Annotated in this window: 17 protein-coding genes; 9 read left to right on the top strand and 8 right to left on the bottom strand. The window is 36.8% G+C overall.

Going from position 1 to position 14370, the window contains the following annotated elements:
- Positions 1 to 6: 6 nt before the first annotated feature.
- Positions 7 to 1332: an ArsB/NhaD family transporter gene (locus DN389_RS05310; RefSeq protein ID WP_149236881.1), complete on the bottom strand. Its 1326-nt coding sequence runs from the start codon at positions 1330 to 1332 to the stop codon at positions 7 to 9.
- Between the two features lie 289 nt (positions 1333 to 1621).
- Here DN389_RS05310 and kapD point away from each other — a divergent pair, with 289 nt between their 5' ends.
- Positions 1622 to 2245, top strand: coding sequence for a 3'-5' exonuclease KapD (gene kapD, locus DN389_RS05305; RefSeq protein WP_000344317.1), 624 nt, complete (start codon positions 1622 to 1624; stop codon positions 2243 to 2245).
- A 41-nt stretch (positions 2246 to 2286) separates the two neighbouring features.
- Here the strand turns inward: kapD and kapB are convergent, their stop codons facing one another.
- On the bottom strand, positions 2287 to 2670 hold the full coding sequence (gene kapB, locus DN389_RS05300; protein ID WP_001209345.1) for a kinase-associated lipoprotein KapB: 384 nt from the start codon (positions 2668 to 2670) through the stop codon (positions 2287 to 2289).
- 171 nt (positions 2671 to 2841) lie between these two features.
- On the opposite strand from kapB, the gene DN389_RS28360 reads away from it, so the two are divergent.
- Positions 2842 to 3018, top strand: coding sequence for a hypothetical protein (locus DN389_RS28360; protein ID WP_000982764.1), 177 nt, complete (start codon positions 2842 to 2844; stop codon positions 3016 to 3018).
- Between the two features lie 68 nt (positions 3019 to 3086).
- Positions 3087 to 3626: a superoxide dismutase [Cu-Zn] gene (gene sodC, locus DN389_RS05295; RefSeq protein ID WP_000746533.1), complete on the top strand. Its 540-nt coding sequence runs from the start codon at positions 3087 to 3089 to the stop codon at positions 3624 to 3626.
- Positions 3627 to 3723: 97 nt separating this feature from the next.
- Here the strand turns inward: sodC and DN389_RS05290 are convergent, their stop codons facing one another.
- Positions 3724 to 4875 (bottom strand): MalY/PatB family protein, encoded by a 1152-nt coding sequence (locus DN389_RS05290; RefSeq protein ID WP_098189435.1) that lies wholly within the window; start codon positions 4873 to 4875, stop codon positions 3724 to 3726.
- A 116-nt stretch (positions 4876 to 4991) separates the two neighbouring features.
- Between DN389_RS05290 and DN389_RS05285 the strand changes: the two genes are divergently transcribed.
- A complete protein-coding gene (locus tag DN389_RS05285) occupies positions 4992 to 5243 on the top strand; it encodes a YugE family protein (protein ID WP_000537643.1) in 252 nt (83 codons plus the stop codon).
- Positions 5244 to 5272: 29 nt separating this feature from the next.
- Here the strand turns inward: DN389_RS05285 and DN389_RS05280 are convergent, their stop codons facing one another.
- Both DN389_RS05280 and DN389_RS05275 read right to left on the bottom strand, forming a co-directional pair.
- Positions 5273 to 6112, bottom strand: coding sequence for an alpha/beta fold hydrolase (locus DN389_RS05280; RefSeq protein WP_001015207.1), 840 nt, complete (start codon positions 6110 to 6112; stop codon positions 5273 to 5275).
- Positions 6113 to 6221: 109 nt separating this feature from the next.
- Positions 6222 to 7214 (bottom strand): 2-hydroxyacid dehydrogenase, encoded by a 993-nt coding sequence (locus tag DN389_RS05275; RefSeq protein WP_098802120.1) that lies wholly within the window; start codon positions 7212 to 7214, stop codon positions 6222 to 6224.
- A 264-nt stretch (positions 7215 to 7478) separates the two neighbouring features.
- Here DN389_RS05275 and DN389_RS05270 point away from each other — a divergent pair, with 264 nt between their 5' ends.
- From DN389_RS05270 to yugI, 3 genes are all read left to right on the top strand, one after another.
- Complete coding sequence (locus DN389_RS05270; RefSeq protein WP_149236880.1) at positions 7479 to 7976, top strand: Lrp/AsnC family transcriptional regulator; 498 nt, start codon at positions 7479 to 7481, stop codon at positions 7974 to 7976.
- Positions 7973 to 9163 (top strand): aminotransferase, encoded by a 1191-nt coding sequence (locus DN389_RS05265; RefSeq protein WP_000808543.1) that lies wholly within the window; start codon positions 7973 to 7975, stop codon positions 9161 to 9163. Before DN389_RS05270 ends, DN389_RS05265 begins: the two co-directional genes overlap by 4 nt.
- Positions 9164 to 9415: 252 nt before the next feature.
- Positions 9416 to 9760, top strand: a complete 345-nt coding sequence (gene yugI / locus DN389_RS05260) for a S1 domain-containing post-transcriptional regulator GSP13 (protein WP_000003761.1) — start codon at positions 9416 to 9418, stop codon at positions 9758 to 9760.
- A gap of 112 nt (positions 9761 to 9872) precedes the next feature.
- Here yugI and DN389_RS05255 read toward each other — a convergent pair whose 3' ends face one another.
- Positions 9873 to 10106 (bottom strand): DUF378 domain-containing protein, encoded by a 234-nt coding sequence (locus DN389_RS05255; RefSeq protein WP_000105789.1) that lies wholly within the window; start codon positions 10104 to 10106, stop codon positions 9873 to 9875.
- 274 nt (positions 10107 to 10380) lie between these two features.
- Between DN389_RS05255 and DN389_RS05245 the strand changes: the two genes are divergently transcribed.
- Together DN389_RS05245 and DN389_RS05240 are read left to right on the top strand one after the other, a co-directional pair.
- Positions 10381 to 11733 (top strand): glucose-6-phosphate isomerase, encoded by a 1353-nt coding sequence (locus DN389_RS05245; RefSeq protein ID WP_149236879.1) that lies wholly within the window; start codon positions 10381 to 10383, stop codon positions 11731 to 11733.
- 141 nt (positions 11734 to 11874) lie between these two features.
- Positions 11875 to 12288, top strand: a complete 414-nt coding sequence (locus DN389_RS05240; protein ID WP_137014476.1) for a YugN-like family protein — start codon at positions 11875 to 11877, stop codon at positions 12286 to 12288.
- On the opposite strand, the gene DN389_RS05235 is transcribed toward DN389_RS05240, so the two are convergent.
- Together DN389_RS05235 and DN389_RS05230 are read right to left on the bottom strand one after the other, a co-directional pair.
- Positions 12275 to 13270, bottom strand: a complete 996-nt coding sequence (locus DN389_RS05235; RefSeq protein WP_087986054.1) for a potassium channel family protein — start codon at positions 13268 to 13270, stop codon at positions 12275 to 12277. The two genes, DN389_RS05240 and DN389_RS05235, sit on opposite strands and share 14 nt — an antisense overlap.
- Before the next feature lie 94 nt (positions 13271 to 13364).
- Entirely contained in the window at positions 13365 to 14045 is a 681-nt protein-coding gene (locus tag DN389_RS05230) for an MgtC/SapB family protein (RefSeq protein WP_000384160.1), read from the bottom strand.
- Positions 14046 to 14370: the final 325 nt, after the last annotated feature.

Genomic DNA, 14370 nt, shown 5'->3' with positions numbered 1-14370 from the left:
TTTTTACTACATAAGGTAGCGTAAATAAATATAAATATGAGAAATGATTAATGAAACGATCATAATTGGGAAGCCGACTTTAAGGAATTCCATGTAGCTAAATTTATGGCCCTCACGACTTGCGATACCTGCAACGATTACGTTAGCAGAAGCTCCGATTAATGTTCCGTTTCCACCTAGACAAGCACCTAATGCTAATGCCCACCATAATACGTCGATTTGTGCGTCAGAAGGTGATAAACCTAGCCCAACTGCCATATCGTTAATAAGCGGAATCATTGTTGCAACGAATGGAATGTTATCAATTGTCGCCGAGGCGATACCAGATACCCATAAAATAAGGATAGATGCTTGAGAAATATCTCCGCCCGTTATTCCAATTACTTTTTGAGCTAAGGTTTTGATAAGCCCGATATCGATAAGTCCTCCAACGAGTACGAATAGTCCTGCGAAGAAGAAGATTGTTACCCACTCTACACTTGCGAATACTTCTTCAATTTCATGTTCTTTCACACCGATTAGCATAAGTATAGTAGCACCAGTTAAGGCAATGATAGCTGCATCAACATGGAAGATCGAATGAGTCATGAAACCTACAATTGTAAGTCCAAGTACTGTTAAAGATTTTTTCATTAATACTGGATCTTTAATGTATTGCTTTTCATCTAGACTCATTAATTTTTTAACTTGTACAGGATCAGCAATTAATTGTTTACGGTACATGAAGTAAAGTATTACTGCTGTAACTGCAATAATAATAATTACGATTGGCGCTAAGTTTAGCAAGAAAGCATTGAAATCTAAATGCTTATTTGCAGAACCGATCATAATGTTAGGTGGATCACCAATTAATGTTGCTGTTCCTCCGATGTTTGAAAAAATAATTTCAGAAAGTAAATAAGGAACAGGATTTACTTGCAGTATGCGCGTAATAGATAAAGTAACTGGAACAACAAGAAGTACAGTTGTAACGTTATCTAAAAATGCGGAACCAAGCGCAGTAAGTAAGGAAAGTGAAATTAAAATTTTAATTGGATTTCCTTGCGCTCCTTTTGCTGCTTTAATGGCAACGTATTGGAAGACACCCGATTTACTCGTAATGTTCACCAAAATCATCATACCGATGAGTAGCGTAATCGTCCCCCATTCAATATGTTTCGTAAAGGCGTTGTGTAAATCAACGACCCCCATAATTACCATGAGTGCTGCACCAAGAAGTGCGATGACAGCGCGATTAATTTTTTCTGAAATAATAATGGCATATGTAATTAAAAAGACTGCGATAGCAAAATAATACTGCCAGTTTGCGAGCTCTTGCGTTGTTTCGTGCAAAACTCTCATCTCCTTTCATTCACTTTTCTTAGTGTGTCAAAAATTAACTAGATGAAACACACATAACGTCATTATAAATTAGAAAAATGTCGGATGTAAATGAAAGGGCTTATTTTGTTATATTTTCTGCAACTATTACTTTTTCTTATTTTTAAAAATATTTGCGGGTATTTGACATATATATAAGATACATCCAATCTGAATATTTAAAATGGAATTAGCATTCGAGCTTGTTCGTGTAGGAGTGTCAAATAGAAAGGAATGACAAAGATGATAAGGAAGGGATCGTATGGATGAACAACAATTTTTATTTTTGGATTTTGAGTTTACGATGCCCCAGCACAGAAAAAAACCAAAAGGATTTTTCCCGGAAATCATTGAGGTAGGACTCGTTTCGGTTGTTGGCTGTAAGGTAGAAGACACGTATTCAGCTCATGTTAGGCCGAAAACTTTTCCTTCTTTAACGGATCGATGTAAGAAATTTTTAGGAATTAAACAAGAAGTCGTAGATAAAGGAATTTCGTTTCCAGAACTCGTTGAAAAACTTGCAGAATATGAAAGGAGATGTAAACCAACCATTGTTACGTGGGGAAATATGGATATGAAAGTGTTGAAGCATAATTGTGAAATGGCAAGAGTAGACTTTCCGTTCTTAGGACAGTGTCGTGATTTATCACTTGAGTATAAGAAGTTTTTTGGGGAGAGAAATCAAACAGGATTGTGGAAAGCAATTGAGGCGTATGGAAAAGCAGGGACGGGTAAGCATCATTGTGCACTAGATGATGCGATGACGACGTATAATATTTTTAAATTAGTAGAAAAAGATAAAGAGTATTTAGTGAAACCAGCACCTCCAACGTTAGGAGAACTCGTTGATTTTTCAAAAGTGTTAAAGAAAGTGAGTACACAGTAACGACCAAATTGCACAGTATGTAATTTGGTCGTTTTGTTTTTTTAAAGTTTGTAGTCTTTTTTTAACTGCTCTAATGTTTCTAGACTACGAACCGCAAAAGGTGAATCATCTTCAGAAAATGAATTCATTTGAGTTTCTAATGCTAATTTGAGTGACTCTGTATACTCTGGAATTTCTCCTTCATATTTCTTCACCATTTGCTCCGGAATATTCGTCTGTTCACGGAAAGCTAAAGCACGTCTTTCATGGAAAAATGGTACGTCAGCTTGTTTTACGTTATGTAAGTCACCTTGCACCGGATGTTTTAAAACAGCCAACACTTTTACGACGTAACTGCCAGGACGGCTATTTGTAACTTCGCCGATGTATTTGCCAGTTTTATAAATACCAGTAACGATTTCACCAATTTCAAATGTTTCTCTCATATTTTTCACCTCAAGTTTATAGTAAGGAAAGTGTGCGAAGGAGTCAAAGAAATCATTCGCTTTCGGAATGCCCCCTTGAGAATATGGATAGGTTCCACTATAATTTAAAGTGATATAACAGAAAATTCTGATGTTTTATAAATCCTCTAATGAAGGAGTGTTCTATCCTATATGATGCCTTTATATTTTCCGGAAGATAAAACAGAATATATTATTCCAGGGATTGTTTGCGTTCTATTTATCATTGGTGCCGTTGCTACGTGGCGAATGTTCATTCGTGTATCAAAACGTGAAGCGGAGCGATTACAGAAAGTTGAAGAAAAACTTTTAGCGGAAAAGAAACGGTAACTCATTTTTGTATGTTTCCCTCTATGCTCGGACAATCTAAGGGCAGAATATATTTTGGAGGGAATAGAATGAAAAAACGACTTTTTTTAAGTTGTTGTTTATTATTTCTGATGGCAGGTTGTGACCAAGGAAAGCCGAAAGAAATTGACGTGAAATTACATAATGCTTCAGGCGATGAGGTGGGGACTGCGAAAGTAGTGCAGCAAACAAGCGGAGTGAAAATTACGATTAAAGGGGAAGGTTTCGCACCAGGCGCGCACGGACTGCATGTACACGAAATTGGTGAGTGTAAAGCACCACGTTTTGAATCATCTGGTAATCATTTTAATCCTGATAATAAAAAGCATGGACTTCTTAATCCGAAGGGTGCAGAAAACGGGGATTTACCGAACGTAATTGCGGACGGTTCTGGAAAGATTAAAGCAGAAATCGATGCGCCGCACATAACGCTTGAAGAAGGGAAAACGACGATTCATAGAAAAGATGGAGCTTCTATTATTATTACAGAAAACGCTGATGATGGTATGACACAACCGACAGGTAAATCCGGTGATCGAATTGCTTGTGGTGTCATTGTAAAAAAAGCGTCGGATATGAAGAAAAAGTAAAAGCTACCGTGCATGGTAGCTTTTTTGTGAAACGTAATTGAAAAGATATTGATAAAGGAGGTTGTCCCAAAACGATTGGAGGTCGCCTCCTTTCTTATTATGAAAACGTATGGCGCAGTCTATTTAAAATTTCTTCTAAAACAGATCTTGGACAGCCGATGTTAATTCGAATATGTTCTTCGCCGCCTAATCCGTATTTCTCACCAGGTTCAACGATGATTTTCCCTTTTTCCTCAAGCAATGTGGTGCGTTCGTTTTGAGAAAGCTGTAGGCGAGAGCAATCAATCCATAATAAAAAGCTACCTTCTGGTTTCGTTACAGAAAGAGCGGGTATGTGATTTTTAATATATTCACAAGCGAATTGAGCGTTATCTTCTATATATAATCGAATTTCATTTAGCCAATCGTTACATTCTGTATAGGCACTTTGCATCGCTGTATAGGCAAATGTATTTAATCCGTGGAAACCTTGTCTATATTGGATAGATATAAAGGTTTGACGGAGTTTTTCGTTTGGAATGATAATAATCGATGCCTGTAATCCAGCGATATTAAATGTTTTACTCGGAGCCATACAAGTAATCGTGCGCGCTGCTAATTCTTCAGATAAAGAAGCAAATGGTGTATGAGTACGATCTCCGTAAATAATATCGGCATGAATTTCATCCGCGACAACGATTACATTATATTTTGTACATAACGCTCCGAGCTTCGTTAGCTCGTCTTTCGTCCAAACACGCCCGATTGGATTGTGAGGACTACAAAGAAGCATGAGTTTGACGCCTTGTTGAAATTGCTTTTCTAAATAATCGAAGTCTATAGCATATGTATCATTTTGTTTCTGTAATGGACTCACACATAATTGTCTATTGTTTGTTGTGACCATTTCGAAAAATGGGGGATAAATAGGTGGTTGTACGAGAACGGATTCGTTTTCCTTTGTGAAGGCCTGTATGCTCGCACTAAGAGCTGGAACGATTCCCGCGCTAAAGACAATCCAATCTTTTTGAATATCCCAGTTGTACTGTTTTTTTGTCCAGTTACAAATAATATCTCCAATATTTTCGGGAGGAAGTGTATAGCCGAAAATAGGATGCTCGATACGTTTCTTTAAAGCAGTCTGAATTGGTTGTGGTACTTCAAAATCCATATCAGCAATCCAAGCATGGAGAAGTTCTTCGTTTTTATACGTATCCCATTTCGTACTATGAGTTCCACGTCGATTGACTGTTTTATGAAATAGTTGCATAAGTTTGCCCCCTTCTTCTGTAAACCGTTAAGTTATGAAAGTTCTCTCTCTTCTTATAGAATAGCTGATGTGATAGGATAAAGAAAAGCATTAAAAAGTGAAAAGGCGGGAAGCGAATGGGTACATATGAAAAGATGATAGAGGTTGTGAAGAATTGGGATCCGTTTCAAATGGGACCGGAGTTTTATGAAACAGAAGCGAGCGATGTTGTGAACGTCGTAAGTGTGTTCGACGATCCAAAATACATCGCAAAAAAGATTCAACATATATACTTTATGTCTTTTGAGGAAGTACCTGCGCTTGGAAAATGTGAGAAGTTAGCTGTGGAATTACTTGTAATAAAAGAAGGCGGAAGTTGTTCATTGTAGGCTGTCGGAATTTCCGACAGCCTTTTGTATTATTGTGCAGAAAAAGCGATAATTTCTTCATAAACAAGTTCAGGCTTTTCTTCAGGTAGTAAATGTCCTGTGTTTTCGTAAGAAATAAATTTCGAATTTGGTAAATCTTTGTGTAGCCGATGACCTACATGTACAGGGACGACGCGATCTTTTTCACCCCAAATGAGTAGTGTAGGTGTTTCGATTTTTTGTAATTCAGTTGAAGATAAATCACCTTCACGGTCTCTTATCATACGAGTTAAAGCAGGGAATATACGGTTGTCATAAAAAGGAGCGGAGTAACCTTCCTTCATTTCATCGTCAATTAATGAGTGATCATGAACGACATTCATTAAGTTATGAACAATCCCGCGCCGTATAATCCAGTTCTTTACGTATAAATGAAAGAACGGTAAATAAGAAGAGTATAGTAAAGGCAAAGTTGCACGTGCTAAATAGCTAGAGCTGCATAGTAAAATTGTCTTTGAGATTAATTCAGGGCGTATACGGTTTACATAGAGAGAAATTTGTCCACCCATAGAATGCCCAACTAACACAATATTTGAGAGAGATAAATGTTCAATTAAATCGATAATAACCGTTGCTAAATTGTGATAAGAATACTTAAAGAGATGAGACTTATCACTTTTTCCGAACGGTGGCAAATCAAGAGCTAGTACTGTTCCTGCTTTCGATAATAAAGGAATGAGGCGGCGGTAACTGAATGAGGAAGATAAAAAGCCGTGAACGAGTACGAAAGTAGGACGTTCCGTTTTGTTGTCATGTTCATACAATTCGTAATGAATAGTAGTGCCGCGAGTGGAAAAAGTGAAATAAGGACAAGTATATTCGTGATTCATTTTTTGTCACTCCATTGATTTTTGTTCATATCATCTCCAAGGCAGAAAAAAATATGTTAACAAAAAAAGGCAAGATGACGATGTCATCTTGCCTTTCGTTTATTCATCATTACCCGCGAACAATATTAGGAGGTGTTTTTCCTTGTAACACTGCAACTAAATTTTCAGCGGCTGTCATAGCCATTTGCTGCCTAGTTTTTAACGTTGCAGATCCAATATGCGGTAAAGTCACGACATTTTGTAATGATAAGAGCGGATTATCTTTTTGAATCGGCTCTTGTGTAAACGTATCAATGCCTGCTGCAAAGATTTTCTTTTCAGTTAACGCATGTATTAACGCTTCTTCATCTACTGTTTTTCCGCGAGAGGCATTAATGAAGATTGCTGTTTCTTTCATTAATGAAAATTCCTTTTCTCCGATAAGATGATACGTTTCATCTGTTAATGGAGTAAGAAGAACAATAAAATCAGATTGTTTGAGTAACGTCTGTAAATCACAATATGTAGCATCGAATTTTTGTTCAGCTTGTTCTTTACGGCGACGGTTATAATACAGAACATTCATATCAAATCCGAATTTCGCCCGTTTTGCAACGGCTTCTCCAATTCGTCCCATTCCGATAATACCGATTGTACTATGGTGTACATCCAGCCCGAAGTGCTCTTTTCCGATTTCGGCGTTCCATTCACCATTTTTCACGTAGGAGTCGAGTTCGCAGACGCGGCGACCAGCAGATAACATAAGAGCGAAAACAAGGTCTGCTACTGTATCATCTAATACATATGGTGTATTCGTTCCGATTACATTTCGCTTTTCCATCGCTTGTAAATCAAAATTATCGTAACCGACAGAAATGTTGCTCACTACTTTTAAGTTAGGAGCTACATTTAATAATTCTTCATTAATAGCAGATCCGAAATTTAATAAGCCATCTTTATTTTGTATTTTCTCCAATAGGACATCACGAGGTACCTTCTCATTTTGCTCCCATTTTTCATAATCACAGTGTTCTGATAAATAGTTTTCTACAAATGTTGGAATTGGTTCAGCAATATAAACTTTTGGTTTCACGGTTCCATCCCCTTTCGCTTTATCACGCATTTTCCGCTGATTAAAGTTTCACTTTACCCCGCTTTAACGAGCAGTAAGACTCCCACCTAAAAAGACGGCTGAGGCAAAGAAGTGAGGTGGGAGATCAACTGCTCGTAAAAGCCCGATTGGTTCAACTAATAATCAGCGGGGTGAAGCATTCCGCTGATTAAAGTTTCACTTTATTTTGACATAATTCACTAAAAAAATCTTCTTTTCAAACTGGAAAGGGTATTTGTATAATTTAGACACAACCGAAAAGGAAGGATGATTTATATGGTGACAGAAAAAGAATTAGAATTATTAGCTTGTCTTGAAAAAAGTAGTCGATTATCTATAGATACATTAGCGAAGCTGTTAAATATAGAAGTAGAAGAAGTAAAGAAGATGGTTGAAAAATTAGAAGCGGAAAAGATTATTGTGGATTATGTAACGCATATCGATTGGACGAAGGTAAAAGAACATACAGGTTTAACGGCGATGATCGATGTGAAAGTTACGCCAAAGCGCGGCGTTGGGTTCGATGCGGTTGCTGAACAAATTTATCGTTATTCAGAAGTGAAATCTGTGTATTTAATGTCAGGGACATACGATCTTTCTATTACATTAGAAGGAAAGACAATGGGAGAAGTAGCGATGTTTGTTTCTGAGAAATTAGCAACAATTGAATCTGTCGTTTCTACAACAACGCATTTCATTTTGAAAAAGTATAAACATGAGGGAATTATTTACGAAAAAAACGATGATGATAAGCGCATTGTGGTGACACCATGAAGCAATTTGAACTATCTAGAACGGCAGAATCTTTACAACCATCTGGTATTCGAAAGTTTTTCGATTTAGCAGCAAATATGAAAGGTGTTATTTCTCTTGGAGTAGGAGAGCCTGACTTTGTTACACCTTGGAATGTAAGGCAAGCATGCATCCGTTCTTTAGAACAAGGATATACGTCATATACAGCAAATGCAGGATTATTGGAACTGCGTCAAGAAATAGCAAAGTATCTAAAAAAACAATTTGTAGTATCTTATGATCCGAACGATGAAATCATTGTTACAGTTGGAGCGAGTCAGGCGTTAGATGTAGCGATGCGCGCCATTATAAATCCTGATGATGAAGTACTCATTATTGAACCAAGTTTCGTTTCTTATGCACCGCTTGTGACATTAGCTGGAGGAGTCCCGGTTCCTGTGGCAACGACTTTAGAAAACGAGTTTAAAGTACAACCAGAACAAATTGAAGCAGCTATTACAGCGAAAACAAAGGCAATTTTGCTTTGTTCACCAAATAACCCAACAGGTGCAATGTTAAATAAATCCGAGCTTGAAGAAATAGCAGTGATTGTTGAAAAGTACAATTTAATCGTATTATCTGATGAAATTTATGCAGAGCTTGTATACGACGAAGTATATACAAGTTTCGCGAGTATTAAAAATATGCGCGAGCATACAATTTTAATTTCAGGATTTTCAAAAGGGTTTGCGATGACAGGATGGCGTCTCGGTATGATTGCAGCTCCTGTTCAATTTTCGGAATTAATGCTCAAAATTCATCAATATTCCATGATGTGTGCACCGACAATGTCTCAGTTCGCGGCACTTGAAGCGTTACGCGCGGGGAATGATGAAGTAATTCGGATGAGAGATAGTTATAAGAAACGCCGTAATTTTATGACGACATCGTTTAATGAAATGGGTTTAACGTGTCATGTGCCGGGCGGAGCATTTTATGTCTTTCCTTCTATTTCTTCAACTGGACTATCTTCGGCAGAATTTGCAGAACAGTTATTATTAGAAGAAAAGGTGGCTGTTGTACCTGGAAGTGTATTTGGCGAAAGTGGTGAAGGATTTATTCGTTGCTCGTATGCAACATCGCTTGAACAACTTATGGAAGCAATGAAGAGAATGGAACGGTTTATAGAAAATAAAAAAAGGACAAAACATAATACGTTTTGTCCATAAAAGGGGGGGAATACTAGAAAGCCATGTGTTAGTATTCTATCCCAATATTAGAAAATTATACGTACTCTAGGAAATTTTTCATTAATTTTGAATGAGTTCTGTCATAGTGGTATAATTTACTAATATAAGGTATGCATATCCTGAGTAGCTTTACTTAGGGTACGTACTAACTAATCGGATATTTAACAATAAATCATCTGCTTTGCTATCTACAATTGTAGAGAAAATGGTAAACGTATGGGAGTGTTTCATATGTCAGAACAATATACAACTGGAGTGGTTGTAACAGGGAAAGTGACTGGGATTCAAGATTACGGAGCATTTGTAGCGTTAGATGCAGAAACACAAGGGCTTGTGCATATATCTGAAATTACAAATGGATATGTAAAGGATATTCATGACTTTTTAAAAATCGGCGATACAGTAGAAGTAAAAGTACTTTCAATTGATGAAGAACACAGAAAAATGAGTTTATCGTTAAAAGCGGCGAGAAGAAAACAAGGGCGGATTCTTATACCGAATCCATCTGAGAACGGATTTAATACGCTGCGAGAAAAGCTAACCGAATGGATTGAAGAGTCCGAGTTAACAAAGTAAAAGAGGAGCGCATATGAGCGTTCCTCTTTTACCTTATCTTATGATATATATTTGCAAATATGATTGCATGCAATCATATTCGTATGTCGGAGGTGAAGTAAGGACATACTGACTAGCGAATTTCGTTCGTTTCTGGGTGAGTCCCAAGATTTTCTGATGGTTTAAAGAGTAAACCAAGATTGATAAGCCCAGAAATACCAACGATGCCGTAAATAATACGGGAAAGAGCTGAATTTTGTCCACCGAAAATGGCTGCCACTAAGTCAAACTGGAAGAACCCGATTAGTCCCCAGTTCACAGCGCCAATTACAGTAAAGACTAATGCGATACGTTGCAGAGTACTCATGAAAAAGCCCCCCTTAATTGTGAAGCATGAGCAAGCGATGAGTTAATTAACTCCTTTATAGAATGGCGTAGTTATGTTGTTTTTATACATAAAAAATATAAGAAAAAGGATGTATATACATCTATACCGAAAAATGCGAATTTTTATGCAAAAAATGAACTTTTTCTAAAAAATATATATTGGTTACGTTTACAATGGTTGAATCGCTTGATTTACAACTTCAGTTTCGCTAAAGTGAATACAGAAATACATATACATTATTGGAGGGAAAAAGATGAGTACACATGTAACGTTCGACTATTCTAAAGCGTTATCCTTCATCGGTGAACATGAAATAACTTATTTACGTGATGCAGTGAAAGTAACACATCATGCAATCCACGAAAAAACTGGAGCTGGGAACGATTTTCTTGGGTGGGTAGACCTTCCGCTTCAATATGACAAAGAAGAATTTGCTCGCATTCAAAAATGCGCAGAAAAAATTAAAAATGACTCTGACATTTTACTTGTTGTAGGTATCGGTGGTTCTTACCTAGGAGCACGTGCAGCAATCGAAATGTTAAACCATTCTTTCTACAACACGCTATCTAAAGAACAACGTAAAACTCCACAAGTGCTATTTGTTGGACAAAACATTAGCTCCACTTACATGAAAGATTTAATGGACGTATTAGAAGGTAAAGACTTCTCTATTAACGTTATTTCCAAATCAGGTACAACAACAGAGCCGGCACTAGCATTCCGTATTTTCCGTAAGTTATTAGAAGAAAAGTATGGAAAAGAAGAAGCTCGTAAACGTATTTATGCAACGACAGATAAAGCACGTGGTGCATTAAAAACATTAGCTGATAATGAAGGTTACGAAACATTCGTTATTCCAGATGATGTTGGAGGCCGTTTCTCTGTATTAACGCCAGTTGGTTTATTACCAATCGCAGTTAGTGGCTTAAATATTGAAGAGATGATGAAAGGTGCAGCTGCTGGTTATGGTGACTTCGGTACATCAGAACTAGAAGAAAACCCAGCTTACCAATACGCAGTAGTTCGTAACGCTTTATACAATAAAGGAAAAACAATTGAAATGCTTGTTAACTATGAGCCAGCACTTCAATACTTCTCTGAATGGTGGAAACAGTTATTTGGCGAAAGTGAAGGAAAAGATCAAAAAGGTATTTTCCCATCTTCAGCAAACTTCTCAACTGACTTACACTCATTAGGTCAATACGTTCAAGAAGGTCGTCGTGACTTATTCGAAACAGTTCTGAAAGTAGGTAAATCTACACATGAACTAACAATCGAATCAGAAGAAAACGATTTAGATGGATTAAACTACCTTGCTGGTGAAACTGTAGACTTCGTAAACACGAAAGCATATGAAGGTACATTACTTGCGCATAGCGATGGTGGCGTACCGAACTTAATCGTAAATATCTCTGAATTAAATGAGTACACATTCGGTTACCTTGTATACTTCTTCGAAAAAGCATGTGCGATGAGCGGCTACTTATTAGGCGTAAATCCATTTGACCAACCAGGAGTAGAAGCATACAAGAAAAACATGTTTGCTTTACTTGGTAAACCAGGATTTGAAGAGTTAAAAGCAGAATTAGAAGAGCGTTTAAAATAATAAAAAGCGACCGGAATCCGGTCGCTTTTTATTATTTTATCGAAAAGTCCATCGGTCGCTTTTTATTATTTTATCGAAAAGTCCATCGGTATATTCAAACTAGAGTGGGTATGCTAAAGAAAAAGTCTAGGAGGGATGGGCTTGATTCCGATTCAATCAAATTTAGAAGGACGTACATATGCGTTATATAAGTTAGAAGAGATAATGAAGCCACTTGGGTATAACATTGGTGGCAATTGGGATTACGATAAAGGATGCTTTGATTACAAAATCGATGAAGAAGATGGCTATCAATTTTTACGAGTGCCATTTACAGCAGTGAATGGCGAATTAGATGTGCCTGGTGTAATAGTCCGTCTGGAAACGCCGTATATTCTTTCGCACGTATATCAAGACGAACTAGATGATCACGTAAATACTTTAACGGCTGGAACGAGTGGAATGGATCAATTTGCTGAGCCGAAAGATCCAGATGGAGATGTGAAAAGAAAATATATCAATATTGGGAAAGTGCTCATGCAAGAACTAGAAAAACATTTTCTTAATGGTGAATAACAATGAGTATGTCGCTTTCAATGAGAACAAAGGAATGGACTGGATTAATCATATATTGTTCGTCGCGTTTTATACCTAGTAAGAGAATATTTTGCTTTAAAAGAGTATAGCTACAATTTGCAAAAGTTTGTCCAGTGCAGGAAGGATAAAGCTCCATCAGTTGTAATTTGTTATCAGAGATTTCATCGTAAAGTGAGAATAGTACGCCTGAAATGGAAGGGAATAAAAGAGAAGCGGTAAATACGTAGCTCGTTAATTTATTTCCTTCTATAATTTCTGATACACCAGCTCTAGTTGCATTTTGTATTTGTTCAGAAGTAAGAAGTTCAGCGATGCAGTGAATGTTTGGATTGAGACCTTTTGCAGTTAAAATATTTAAAATGGACTGTGTATCTGCTAAGCTTTCATTTTTTTCTTTATCAGCTGTTATTAATATAGTGTGAGCCGTTGTAATATTAGCTTTTAATAAAGTTTGATCGTGATGCGGGCAACCCTTTATAAATTCTAAATGATGAAATGGTTTTGGAAGTAAAGAAAGTGTTTCATCAATTAAAACGATATCAAGGTTCGGTTGTAAGATGTGCATTTGTTTTACAACATGTTTTGCCCGTTCATTCCAACCCACGATAATCATATGACCGTTAGAGGTAGCGGCTTCTTCTCCTTTAATTTTCATATATTGTTTATTAATCATATCAGTGGCGAACAGAACCATATAATAAGAACAAAAACCGGTTCCAAATAAAATAATACCCATACCGATAAGTTTGCCTATTAGTGTATGCGGGGCAAAGTCACCATAGCCAACGGTGAAAATGGTAACGATTGACCACCAAACTCCATCAAACCATGTGGTGAAGTGCGATGGCTCTAATCTATGTATAAGGAAGCCAGAAAAAGCAGTAAGTAAAACAATAAAGCAAACTAAACGAAAAATAATGGAATCACGAAATGTATCTACTAAATTTGGACGGGATTTCAAACTCTTATTCCTCCTTACTTTGCAGGACTACATTCATTGTTACCATTATAGAAAAAAGAAAAACTCTCTAATTTAAAAGAGAGTTTGTTTTACATTACATACTTTCTAATTCAGTTTGTTGGACACTTTCAAGATGCTGGAGGGCGTAGTAAACATCAGCGGTATGCCTTTTTTGATCGATAGATAATTTCAAATGTAAATAGTGAGAGCCATTCTCCAATGTTTTGAGCTTCATATTCTTAACTTTTATATCCATTTCTTTTATTTCTTCAATTACAATTGGGATATTGTCCATATTTCGCACGACAAGTTTTACTGCGATATCACGTTGACGAAATGATCTCGGTCCTACAAATTTCATTGCTAATGGTATAAGTTCAACGCTAATCATAAGGAAACACATTCCGAAAATCGCTTCGATATAGAATCCAGCCCCAACAGCAATACCAATACCAGAAGCACCCCAAATCATAGCAGCAGTCGTTAGTCCTGCAATGCTATCGTTTCCTCTTCGTAAAATAACACCGGCACCTAAAAAACCGATTCCTGATACAATTTGAGCGGCAAGTCGAAGTGGATCCATATTCATATGATCGGTATGTGGTAAATTGTAAGCCGCTTTAATAGAAACAATCGTGAGGAGGCAACTAATGATAGAAATAACTAAACAAGTTTTTAAACCAAGTGGTTTTCGTTTTAATTCGCGCTCTAAACCGATAGCGAACCCTAAAATAGCCGAGAGACCTAGTTTGATTAATAAATCGGCATAGTCCATATATATTCCTCCTTGTATGATATGGTATATGAATAAAACATTTATTATAGAAAGAAACGCTTTTGATAGAGTGACTTTATATAGAATATATGTAGGAATTATTTATACATGAAAGAGATATTTCGTTTAAGTATATGATATTAACAAAGAAATTAGGGTGATCTAAAAAAAGTTTATAAAAGGTGTTGCATTTCGATTTTCACCATGATATATTAATAACCGTCGCTGATGCGGAAACGCAGAAAACGACAAAAAAGAAATTGAAAAACTTAGTTGACATCGAAAAACGAAGATGTTAACATAAGGAAGTCGCAAATGAGCGACC

The organism is Bacillus sp. AY3-1 (assembly GCF_008368785.1).
Classification (GTDB): Bacteria; Bacillota; Bacilli; order Bacillales; family Bacillaceae_G; genus Bacillus_A; species Bacillus_A wiedmannii.
This window is presented reverse-complemented; position numbering and strand designations above follow the sequence as displayed.

What these genes read in the sequence shown, in the direction of transcription:
- kapD (WP_000344317.1), top strand. Translation starts at nt 1,622, where the DNA reads ATGGATGAACAACAATTTTTATTTTTGGATTTTGAGTTTACGATGCCC.
- kapB (WP_001209345.1), bottom strand. Translation starts at nt 2,670, where the DNA reads ATGAGAGAAACATTTGAAATTGGTGAAATCGTTACTGGTATTTATAAA.
- DN389_RS28360 (WP_000982764.1), top strand. Translation starts at nt 2,842, where the DNA reads ATGATGCCTTTATATTTTCCGGAAGATAAAACAGAATATATTATTCCA.
- sodC (WP_000746533.1), top strand. Translation starts at nt 3,087, where the DNA reads ATGAAAAAACGACTTTTTTTAAGTTGTTGTTTATTATTTCTGATGGCA.
- DN389_RS05290 (WP_098189435.1), bottom strand. Translation starts at nt 4,875, where the DNA reads ATGCAACTATTTCATAAAACAGTCAATCGACGTGGAACTCATAGTACG.
- DN389_RS05285 (WP_000537643.1), top strand. Translation starts at nt 4,992, where the DNA reads ATGGGTACATATGAAAAGATGATAGAGGTTGTGAAGAATTGGGATCCG.
- DN389_RS05280 (WP_001015207.1), bottom strand. Translation starts at nt 6,112, where the DNA reads ATGAATCACGAATATACTTGTCCTTATTTCACTTTTTCCACTCGCGGC.
- DN389_RS05275 (WP_098802120.1), bottom strand. Translation starts at nt 7,214, where the DNA reads ATGCGTGATAAAGCGAAAGGGGATGGAACCGTGAAACCAAAAGTTTAT.
- DN389_RS05270 (WP_149236880.1), top strand. Translation starts at nt 7,479, where the DNA reads ATGGTGACAGAAAAAGAATTAGAATTATTAGCTTGTCTTGAAAAAAGT.
- DN389_RS05265 (WP_000808543.1), top strand. Translation starts at nt 7,973, where the DNA reads ATGAAGCAATTTGAACTATCTAGAACGGCAGAATCTTTACAACCATCT.
- yugI (WP_000003761.1), top strand. Translation starts at nt 9,416, where the DNA reads ATGTCAGAACAATATACAACTGGAGTGGTTGTAACAGGGAAAGTGACT.
- DN389_RS05255 (WP_000105789.1), bottom strand. Translation starts at nt 10,106, where the DNA reads ATGAGTACTCTGCAACGTATCGCATTAGTCTTTACTGTAATTGGCGCT.
- DN389_RS05245 (WP_149236879.1), top strand. Translation starts at nt 10,381, where the DNA reads ATGAGTACACATGTAACGTTCGACTATTCTAAAGCGTTATCCTTCATC.
- DN389_RS05230 (WP_000384160.1), bottom strand. Translation starts at nt 14,045, where the DNA reads ATGGACTATGCCGATTTATTAATCAAACTAGGTCTCTCGGCTATTTTA.